This is a genomic window from Glycocaulis sp. (assembly GCF_052168375.1).
Lineage (GTDB): Bacteria > Pseudomonadota > Alphaproteobacteria > Caulobacterales > Maricaulaceae > Glycocaulis.
This window is the reverse complement of sequence record NZ_JBQLZR010000138.1, coordinates 1-9,341: the sequence shown is the minus strand read 5'-3', so window position 1 is coordinate 9,341 and position 9,341 is coordinate 1. Positions and strand designations below refer to the sequence as shown.

At 65.0% G+C, this 9,341-nt stretch carries 8 protein-coding genes and 2 pseudogenes; 1 reads left to right on the top strand and 9 read right to left on the bottom strand.

The features are described 5' to 3' along the window. From ACTS2Z_RS05525 to ACTS2Z_RS05495, 7 genes and pseudogenes are all read right to left on the bottom strand, one after another. Window positions 1–859: pseudogene (locus ACTS2Z_RS05525) on the bottom strand (chemotaxis protein); the annotation flags it as partial. A gap of 86 nt (window positions 860–945) precedes the next feature. Then, the gene (locus tag ACTS2Z_RS05520) at window positions 946–1,278 is read right to left on the bottom strand and encodes an energy transducer TonB (RefSeq protein WP_442572224.1); all 333 of its coding nucleotides are present in this window, start codon (window positions 1,276–1,278) and stop codon (window positions 946–948) included. Between the two features lie 141 nt (window positions 1,279–1,419). Continuing rightward, window positions 1,420–2,265 (bottom strand): tetratricopeptide repeat protein, encoded by an 846-nt coding sequence (locus ACTS2Z_RS05515; protein WP_442572223.1) that lies wholly within the window; start codon window positions 2,263–2,265, stop codon window positions 1,420–1,422. 41 nt (window positions 2,266–2,306) lie between these two features. After that, window positions 2,307–3,131, bottom strand: coding sequence for a hypothetical protein (locus ACTS2Z_RS05510; RefSeq protein WP_442572222.1), 825 nt, complete (start codon window positions 3,129–3,131; stop codon window positions 2,307–2,309). Between the two features lie 27 nt (window positions 3,132–3,158). After that, window positions 3,159–4,361, bottom strand: a complete 1,203-nt coding sequence (locus ACTS2Z_RS05505) for an acetyl-CoA C-acyltransferase (RefSeq protein ID WP_442572221.1) — start codon at window positions 4,359–4,361, stop codon at window positions 3,159–3,161. 28 nt (window positions 4,362–4,389) lie between these two features. Next, window positions 4,390–5,313, bottom strand: a complete 924-nt coding sequence (locus ACTS2Z_RS05500; protein WP_442572220.1) for an SDR family NAD(P)-dependent oxidoreductase — start codon at window positions 5,311–5,313, stop codon at window positions 4,390–4,392. A gap of 166 nt (window positions 5,314–5,479) precedes the next feature. Continuing rightward, window positions 5,480–6,262: an enoyl-CoA hydratase-related protein gene (locus ACTS2Z_RS05495; protein WP_442572219.1), complete on the bottom strand. Its 783-nt coding sequence runs from the start codon at window positions 6,260–6,262 to the stop codon at window positions 5,480–5,482. A 184-nt stretch (window positions 6,263–6,446) separates the two neighbouring features. On the opposite strand from ACTS2Z_RS05495, the gene ACTS2Z_RS05490 reads away from it, so the two are divergent. Then, the gene (locus tag ACTS2Z_RS05490) at window positions 6,447–7,091 is read left to right on the top strand and encodes a MarC family protein (RefSeq protein WP_442572218.1); all 645 of its coding nucleotides are present in this window, start codon (window positions 6,447–6,449) and stop codon (window positions 7,089–7,091) included. On the opposite strand, the gene ACTS2Z_RS05485 is transcribed toward ACTS2Z_RS05490, so the two are convergent. Both ACTS2Z_RS05485 and ACTS2Z_RS05480 read right to left on the bottom strand, forming a co-directional pair. Beyond that, the gene (locus ACTS2Z_RS05485; RefSeq protein WP_442572217.1) at window positions 7,062–8,414 is read right to left on the bottom strand and encodes an FAD/NAD(P)-binding protein; all 1,353 of its coding nucleotides are present in this window, start codon (window positions 8,412–8,414) and stop codon (window positions 7,062–7,064) included. The genes ACTS2Z_RS05490 and ACTS2Z_RS05485 overlap by 30 nt on opposite strands. Before the next feature lie 26 nt (window positions 8,415–8,440). Beyond that, a pseudogene (locus tag ACTS2Z_RS05480) lies at window positions 8,441–9,341 on the bottom strand (bifunctional aspartate kinase/diaminopimelate decarboxylase); the annotation flags it as partial.

Below are 9,341 nucleotides of genomic sequence, written 5' to 3'. Positions count from 1 at the left end.
CGGCCACAACCTGTTCAACCTCAGCGGTCAGCAGGGCGTGCGCGATGCGCGCATCTTCGACGGCGTTGGGTGCGGTGATTTCCGCTTCAATCTCGGTGCGGCGCAGGTCGAACACACCTTCGGTGCCCTCGCCGCGCGAGATAAGCGCTTCACTGGTATCGGTGATGGTCTGGGTGGCAGCGTCGCCCAGGATCGCCAGATTGACGAGAAGCTCGTCCATGGCGAGCTGGAAGCGTTCTTCCACATCAGCCACCTCATCAGCCGACAGGGCGCCGTCCAGCTCTGCAAACTGGGTAAGGATCAGGTTGAGATCGATGATAAGGCGCAGGAAGGTTTCCAGCTCCGCCTGACCGGCTGCATCTTCAAGTGCCGTTTCCAGCGCCGCTACGGCCTCGGCGCGCTCGGCAATGGCAGCAGCAATGGCATCAAGGCGGGCATTGCGCGCATCCAGATTGGCGGCGGTCGGCGCATTGGCCGCTTCCACACCAGCGGCCAGATCATCCAGCAATTCGGAAAGGCTTGCAGTGCGCGCCGCATCAAGGCCAGCTCCGGAAAGATTGGCAATGGCATCGCGGGCCTGCCCGGTCAGCGTGCGCAGGCGCGCTTCGGAAGCCGCCATGTCGACCGTATCTATAGACCGGGCGAAAGCGGCCAGTTCGCCGGTGATCGCGCTGCTGGCAGCCTCAAGCGCGCTGGCGGCGCTGGCCATCGGCGCGGCTTCATCAACAACTTCACTCAGCGCGCCGCGTGTGCTCTGCAGGGCAATGACACCTGCCAGAGCGGCGGCGACCCCGACCATAGCGACGAGGGCAAAGGCCCCGTTGAGCCGGGTCTGCACCGATTGAAGGTTGATCTTCATCGTTAGTCTCCCGTTAGGGTTAACGCTTCGTGCGCGAATAAAGGCGGCCGGGAATCACCCCTGACGCCGCCTTTTCGTCTTAGGCCCTAGCCTGCAAACGCAAAGTTAAAGACCTGTTCCACGCCTTCGGTGGTCTCTTCCGCCGGGGCGTATTGCCATTGTTCAAGGGCGCGCAGCACAGCGCGGTCGAAGACACCCGCCGGGGTCGCTTCAACGATTTCGACATCGGTCACGGTGCCTTCCGGCGTCACATTGTAGCGAACCGACACGGCGCCTTCGAGATTGCGGCGCTCGGCGCCACGCGGATATTCCGGCGCGACCACATTGACGGTTTCACGATCATTCAGCGCCATGGCCGGAGCCACGAAAAGACCGGAGGCCAGAACAGCGGCCATGCAGACAGATTTCACGATTTTCATGATTTCACCCAACCCGTTAGTGAACCGCTTGAATGCGGCTTTTGATGAACACCCAGCCGGGATCACCGCCCGGCATGGAGGGTTCTATCAGGAAGGGGTTTCCGTCAGTTTAACCGCCCGGCCCAATTTTCGAAGCGGGCTTCAGCGATCGCCAAGCCCGTCTGCGGCCTGACGGGCGGCCAGCGCTTCGCCGTCGGTTCGGGCGGCCTGCGCAGCGGTTCGGAAGAGTTCGGCCGCCGCCGCCGTGTCACCCTGCGCGGCCCGGATACGCGCAAGGCCGAGCGCGGCGCCATAATGGCCCGGTTCGAACGCCAGTACGCGCTCATAGAGGGTTATGGCGTCAGTGGTGCTGCCCGATCCGGCGAGACAGTCCGCATGGGCAGACATGACGTTGAGGTCCCATGGCGTGTCCTCAAGCCGGCTGGCGCTGTCATCACAGGCCCCGCCCGCAGATGGTGCAAGGGTCGTCGGACGAGCCTGAGCGGTGTCATTGGTGGCAGCCGCTACCGTGCTGGTGCTGGCCGTGTCCGTATTGCCGGACGCTGGCGCATCAGCCACCGGTGAAGGACCCGCCGAAGCCGGCGCGGCGCCCACGGGGCGCAAGGACGTTCCGGCTGCGCCGCCGGCCAGCTCGATCCCATCGAGCGCCACCATGACCCCGCCCTCACCGAGGAAGGCATTGGCGCTTGCCCATTGGCCTTCCAGCCGGACCGTGCAGCTGCCGTCTTCGCCCGGCATGACAGCCAGACGGCGAACCGCTCTCCCCTCGGGAGGCTGTATGTCGCGCGGGGCGCAGGCAACAGCCACAAGTGTGATGTCGAGTGTGCCCTCTCCGCTTGCAACGGTGAGCGCCGAAGGCTGGCCATCGAGCGCAAGCCAGAGATCGCCCTGCCCGTCACGGACATTGACCAGAGCAGCATCGGTCAGCCCATGCGGAGCGGGGGCGGCCTGCAAGGCCAGGGCGAGGGAAAGCGCGGCGATCATCATGGCGGTGAAACTGGCGTGAGTCGGCGCAATTGCGCGAGATTTCAGCCCACCGGCGTTACAGCGCAGCCATCATGCGCCAGCGCGCCCAATGTCTCTCCTTGCGGATCGCGGACGCGCTCATAGAGGAAACACCCCTCGCCGTCCGCTGGCATGTCGCCGGGCAGGAAGTAGGGGTCGGCTTCGCCCGGCAGGCGCGGTGCAGACCGGTCAACGGGTTGCCACTCTACGCCCGTCGAGGTGCTCGCGCAGTCTCTGCGTCCGATGGAGGCATCGTCGAACCGGACGATCACGGCCTCGCCATCGCGATAGACAAGGCTGACACGGCGCGCGCCGGTGCCATTTGCGAGGCAGGCATCAATATGGGGCAGGAAATCACCGATCTCGTGTGTCCAGCGGACATGCGGTCCGGTCTCGCGGGCGCAGCCTTCATAGGCCTGCCCGCCCATATCCAGCGCTGCAAACAGGCCGTAGCGGATATCACCGATGGCACACGGCCCGGCCTGGAGCGTCAGAGCGATTGCGCCCACGCGGTCCAGCCGGCCTTCATAGCGCTGCACGCCGCCCGCCAGCCAGGGCTCTGCCATGACAAGGCGCGGCTGCCAGATCAGCGCGGCGCCCGTATCGATCATGGCATCGATTTCGACCGCGCCATCCGGTCCTTCATCAAACGCGAGTTCTGCGGCAAATCCCGGGCCTTCCGCGATGAAACCGGCAAGCTCGGGCCGGGAGGGTTCGCGCGGGGTAAACCCCGGACCGGCCTGCATGGGCGAGAACGCGCTTTGCAGGCCGCCGGATGTGGTCGGGGCGCAGGCGGAAAGCCCTGCCAGCAGGATAATGAAACCTGCCATCAGCGTTATTGTCCGCATGACGCCCCTCCCCTTTTCGTCTGACGCCTAAAAGACCTCGAACAGGCCCGCAGCGCCCATGCCACCACCGACGCACATGGTGACGACGACGAATTTCGCGCCCCGGCGCTTGCCCTCGATAAGGGCGTGGCCAACCATGCGTGCGCCGCTCATGCCGTAGGGGTGACCAATGGAAATCGCCCCGCCATTGACGTTGAGCCGGTCATCGGGAATGCCCAGCTTGTCGCGGCAATAGATGACCTGCACGGCGAAAGCCTCATTCAGCTCCCACAGGCCGATATCGTCCATCTTCAGGCCATTGGCTTTGAGCAGCTTCGGCACGGCATAGACCGGACCGATACCCATCTCGTCGGGATCGAGGCCCGCAACGGCGATTCCGCGATAGGCGCCCAGCGGGGCGAGGCCCCGGCGCTCGGCTTCCTTCGCTTCCATCAGCACGCTGGCCGAAGCGCCATCGGAAAGCTGGGAGGCATTGCCGGCGGTGATGAACTTGCCTTCCTTCACCTTCTGGCCATTGGCATGCACGGTGCGCAGACCCTGCAGCCCTTCCAGCGTGGTGTCGGCCCGGTTGCCCTCATCCTTCTCCAGCTTCGTATCGACGATGGAGATCTGGCCGGTCGCCTTGTCCATCACGCCCATCTTGCTCGCGAGCGGAACGATCTCGTCATCGAACTTGCCGGCTGCCTGCGCTGCGGCAGTGCGCTGCTGCGATTGCAGGGCGTACGCGTCCTGCGCGTCGCGAGAGATGTTGTAGCGCTCGGCCACGATCTCGGCGGTTTCCAGCATGGACATGTAGAGGTCGGGCCGGTGCTCGTTGATCCACGGATCAAACGCGCGGTGCAGGTTCATGTGCTCGTTCTGCACGAGCGAGATCGATTCCAGGCCTCCGCCGACCGTTACCGACATGCCATCGGAAATGATCTGCTTGGCCGCGATCGAGATCGCCATCAGGCCGGAGGCGCACTGACGGTCCACCGTCTGACCGGCAACGCTGGTCGGCAGGCCGCCACGGATGAGGCACTGGCGGGCCGTGTTCTGGAAGGTGGAGCCCTGCTGCATGGCAGCGCCCATCACCACATCGTCGATTTCTTTTGGATCGACGCCGGAGCGTTTCACCGCCTCGGCGATGACATGGCCGCCCAGCTCCTGGGCCTGGGTATTGTTGAAGGCACCGCGATAGGCACGCCCGATCGGGGTGCGTGCGGTCGATACGATGACGGCTTCTCTCATGGTCGTGTCTCCTCCCGGTGGCTCTGGTCTAGCCGAGCTTGACGCCGGCGGCCTGGGCCGCCTTGGCGATGAATTTCATGGTCTGCTGTCCGCCCTGTTCATAGGGCTCCTGACCCTTCGGGTCGAGGATTTGCGCAAAATGCTTCGCGACATTTTCCGGCGTCTGTTCGGCAGGCGGCAGGAAGATGCCGTCGGTCTCGTAGATGCGGGTCGCAGCATAGCCGCCTGCCCCGGCGCACAGCACGGTGCGGCTCGGTGCATCCTCGCTGACAAGATAGACAAGACCGGCCGACACGCTTTCAACCGTCATCAGGGCCAGCGCTTCTTCGGGGATCAGGCCCTCCGTCATGCGGGTGCGGGCCGTCGGCGAGAGCGCGTTGACGCGAATGTTGTTCTTGGCGCCTTCCAGATGCAGCACATTCATGAGGCCGACGAGACCCATCTTGGCCGCGCCGTAATTGGACTGACCGAAATTGCCGTAAATGCCCGACGAGGAGCTGGTCATCACGACACGGCCGTAATTGGCCTCGCGCATAATGTCCCAAACCGCCTTGGTGCAGGTCGCCGCGCCCATCAGGTGCACGTCCACCACGGCCTTGAAGTCCTCAAGGCTCATCTTGGCAAAGCTCTTGTCGCGCAAGATGCCGGCATTGTTGACCAGAATATCGACGCGGCCCCACGCCTTCATGGCGCTGTCGACCATGTCGGCAACCTCGTCTGCCCGGGTCACATTGGCGCCGTGCGCCAGGGCTTCGCCGCCCTTTTCCTTGATCTCGTTGACGACGGCCTGCGCTGCGCTGATCGAGCCGCCGGTGCCATCGACCGCGCCGCCCAGATCATTGACGACCACTTTCGCGCCGCGTGATGCCAGCGCCAGAGCATGGCTGCGGCCTAGGCCTGCGCCCGCGCCGGTGACAATGGCCACCCGGCCGTCAAAACGGATTTCGCTCATGGAAGGTATTCCCCTGATTGTTTGTATCGAATTTCCGCTGGCAGTCCGTACCGGTGCGGGCAGTCCTTCGCGCCGGTCACGCCGCCAGAGTTCCGATGCGGAGCGAAGCGCTTTTCCTGCTGCATTGCAACGCACAATGCCGGTTGAGGATGAGCGCGCCCGGACCTCAGCCCTCGCCAAACCGTGGTGTGCGCTTTTCGAGAAAGGCGCGGTAGCCCTCCTGGAAATCGGCACTTGAAAAGGCTTCCAGAAAGAGCGCGCGCGTGGCGTCATCATCATGCGCCTGACCGGCCTCGATCAGGGCAATGAGTTGCTTGGTCACCCTCGCAGAATGGGGTGAGGTCGCCGCCAGCAGCGCGCCATACGCCTCCACCTCACCGGCCAGCCGGTCCGGCGGAAGAAGACGGTTGATGAGACCCGCCGACAAGGCCTCGCCAGCATCCAGCAAGCGCCCGGAAAACAGCATGTCCTTGGCGAACGACACCCCGACGGCGCGCACCAGGCGCGCCGTGTCATTGAGCGTGTAGACCAGGCCCAGCTTGCCGGGCGTTATCCCGAAGCGTGACCCTTCAGCGGCAAAGCGCATGTCGCAGGCAAGAGCAAGGCCGCAGCCTCCGCCCACACACGCGCCCTCGATCATCGCCAGGGTCGGGCGGGGGAAGGCGGCGAGGCCGTCCAGCGCGGCTGCAATGCTGCGCGAATAGGCCTCGGCGCGTTCCGGTGTCGAATAGACCTCCTCGAACTCGCCAATGTCTGCACCGGCGGCAAAGCTGCCGCCCGCGCCGCTGACTACCAGCAGGCGGACCGCATCGTGGGTCAGCGCCCGGTCCAGCAATACCGGAATGGCGCTCCACATCGCTCCGTTGAGCGCATTGCGCTTTTCGGGCCGGTTCAGGATGAGGTGGGCAATGGCGCCGCGCACCTCGAGACGGATCGGTTCCTGGCTCATCTGGGCTCTCTTTCCATGTGATGTCCGGCTTAGCCGCCGCGCCGGACCGGGGCAAGGCGCGCGCAGGCGTTTTCACATAGCAGGAATGCCGCGATGGCCGTGCGGGCGGGGTTGCGTGGCGGTGAGCTTGCGCGTAGTGGCTGGCGCGCATTCTGCGCTGCCATCAGAAGGACCCGCCGGGGCCATGGAACTTGAATTCTTCAGCCGGTTCATCGCCGCGCTATTCGCGATGATCAACCCGCTCGCCGCCATGCCGGTCTTCCTGTCACTGACCGCAGGCACCGCCCCGTCCGCGCAGCGCGCCATGGCCATCCAGGCCGCGATTGCAACATTGATTGCGTGCTTTGCCATCGCCATTGCGGGCAAGTTCGTGCTGGGCCTTTTCGGCATTGCCATCGACAGCTTCCGCATCGCTGGCGGCATCCTGCTCTTCACCATCGCGCTGACCATGATTTCCGGTTCGCGCCACACCTCCAGCGCGGGCACCGAGCGCGAGCGCGCCTCGCAGGAAAACATCGACAACCCGGCGATCTACCCCTTCACCATCCCGATGACGGTTGGCCCGGGCACCATCACCACCCTCATCATCTTCTCCGAGCAGGCCTCAACCAGCCCGATCAAGATGGGCCTGTTCGCGGCTGTGGTGCTGATCGTGGTCGGACTGCTTCTGGCTGCGCTGCTGATCGCGCCTTTCCTTGACCGGATGGTGTCGCAGAGCGCGCGCACCGTCTCCATCCGCATCATGGGCATCATCCTGGCGGCACTGGCGGTGGAATTCGTGATTACCGGCCTTCGCGGTTCAGGCCTGATCTCGCTGAACGGGATCTAGCTGGACGGCGAGATGGCGGGCGAGCGCCTCTGCCTGAAGCCGGATGTCGGGAACGGCGGTGCATTCCCAGTATTCACCGCGCACCATCGGCCCGATGGCGTAGAGACCGGGCGCAGGACCGTCCTGCCCGCGCACCTGCAGGCAGGTATCAGCCGCAAGGCCAAGCCCGGCTGCATCGGACACGGCAAGCCCTGAGCGCAACAGATGCGCCACCAGCGGGTCGCCTGAACGGGCCAGAGGCCCGAAACCGGTAGCATCGAATATGCGTGCCGCCGGGACATGGCATTCGCCGCCGCCGCGCTTGGTGATTGTCAGTGCACCCGCTCCCATCCCTGAGATGCGTCCAGCCAGCACCTCCAGAGTGCCAGCGGCAATCTCGTTCTCAACCATGGCGGCTGCAGGCGCAGCGATGCGGTGTCTGTGAACATCCCACCAGGGCCGCGCATGGCGCAAAAAGCGTTGCTTCTCCTGCACACTCATGGCCTGCCAGAGCGATTGCGTTGCCGGGCGCAAGGCGTCGACTGTTTCACGCCAGCCATGAGTGCGCGCTGCAATGCGAAGCCGCTTCAGCCTCTGCGACAAGGGACCGGTCAGGGCGCCCGTCAATTCAGGTGGGGGCAGTGCCGCCAAGGGGGCATGGGCATGGGGCATCAGGCCCCGGCGGGAAATGGCTGTGATGCGTCCCCGATGACCGCGCCGGCGCAGGCTGGTCAGCACATCAATCATGGTCAGGCCAGTGCCGATAACGGCCACGGGCGCGTCCGGATCGAGATCATCAAATGCACCTGCCATCCACGGATTGATGGCTTGCCCGCCGTCCGGCAGGGCGAATGGCGCAGCCAGATTGCCCATGGCCAGCACCACTGAGCGCGCATTGAGGGCGCCAGCGCCAAGCGTCAGGCTGAAGCCTTTTGCGTTCCTCTCGATGCCCGACACCGCGTCCTCGATCAGGCGCAGGCGTCCACCCGATGCTGCCTCGGCCGAATCCAGCATTTCGCGCAAATAGCGCCCATAGGCCTGCCGGCTGACAAAGACCCCGGCATCGGTTTCCACGCGCCAGACCGCATCGCGCGGCTGATTGGCCAGCCAGCGCACAAACCCGTCAGGGTCTGCGGGAATGGCGCTCATCCGGTCGGCGCGGACATTGAGCAGATGGGTCGCATCGGGCGTGGAATAGGCAAGGCCCATGCCGGCCTTCCCGCTGCGCTCGATTAGCGCAACACGAAGCTCCGGCGCATGGTGCGCCAGCTGTATCGCGGTCAGCGTGCCGGAAAGGCCCGCGCCGATAATTGCCACGTCCACATGGGGAGACATGGGCACCATCCCGGGTTCCTCGCTCTCCCCTCCGGTCAGCTCTTGAGGGTAGCCTCGGCAGCCGGGTCACGCAGATTGTAGCGCGAACTCATCACCGCGCCATAGGCGCCTGCCTCGGCAATCAGGATGACATCGCCCTCGCGCGTGTCCGGCATCAGCCGGTCCGCGCCCAGAAGGTCGGCGCTTTCGCAAATAGGCCCCACGATCGAGGCAAGACCCGTCGCAGGCTCACCAAGCCGGGTGAGATTCACGATCTCGTGGCGTGCACCATAAAGCGCCGGACGGATGAGCGAGTTCATCCCGGTACTGATGCCGATGAAGCGCGTGCCGAAGCTCATCTTTACCTGTGTCACACGGGCCAGCAGCACACCGGCCTCGGCCACCAGATAGCGGCCCGGCTCCATCCAGAGCTCGACGCCGTCCAGCGCGCGCTTGACGCCTTCCAGCTCGCGGTCAACCTCGCCCAGATCAAGAACAGGCGCATCGGGGCTGTCGGGCACGCCCAGCCCGCCGCCGACATTGATGATCTTCACCCCGCCAATGCTCGCCGCCGCGTCTCCCAGAATGCGGCCGATCTCGCGCCAGTGACCAGCTTCGGTGATCCCTGAACCGGCATGCGCGTGGAGGCCGGCAACACTTGCGCCTGCCGCCTTGGCCAGAGCCGCCGCATGACCGATCTGCTCCAGTGGAATGCCAAACTTGGCTTTCGGCCCGGCAGTGCGGACATGTTCGTGATGGCCGCGCGGACGGTCCGGATTGACGCGCAAGATGATCTCGCGGCCCGCAAACAGGTCCGGCCATTCCTTGAGCGGGTGCAGCCCGTCAATGGTCAGGCGCGTGCCCAGTGCGAGAGCGGCCTCGTACTCGCTGCGCGGGGCAAAGTTCGGCGTGAACAGGATGCGGCTTGCCGGCAGACCGGGCAGAGTTTCGCGCACC

Bases quoted from the DNA above. Each gene is read 5' to 3' on its own strand.
- ACTS2Z_RS05500 (WP_442572220.1), bottom strand. From the start codon at position 5,313: ATGAGCGAAATCCGTTTTGACGGCCGGGTGGCCATTGTCACCGGCGCG.
- ACTS2Z_RS05495 (WP_442572219.1), bottom strand. From the start codon at position 6,262: ATGAGCCAGGAACCGATCCGTCTCGAGGTGCGCGGCGCCATTGCCCAC.
- ACTS2Z_RS05515 (WP_442572223.1), bottom strand. From the start codon at position 2,265: ATGATGATCGCCGCGCTTTCCCTCGCCCTGGCCTTGCAGGCCGCCCCC.
- ACTS2Z_RS05490 (WP_442572218.1), top strand. From the start codon at position 6,447: ATGGAACTTGAATTCTTCAGCCGGTTCATCGCCGCGCTATTCGCGATG.
- ACTS2Z_RS05510 (WP_442572222.1), bottom strand. From the start codon at position 3,131: ATGCGGACAATAACGCTGATGGCAGGTTTCATTATCCTGCTGGCAGGG.
- ACTS2Z_RS05505 (WP_442572221.1), bottom strand. From the start codon at position 4,361: ATGAGAGAAGCCGTCATCGTATCGACCGCACGCACCCCGATCGGGCGT.
- ACTS2Z_RS05485 (WP_442572217.1), bottom strand. From the start codon at position 8,414: ATGGTGCCCATGTCTCCCCATGTGGACGTGGCAATTATCGGCGCGGGC.
- ACTS2Z_RS05520 (WP_442572224.1), bottom strand. From the start codon at position 1,278: ATGAAAATCGTGAAATCTGTCTGCATGGCCGCTGTTCTGGCCTCCGGT.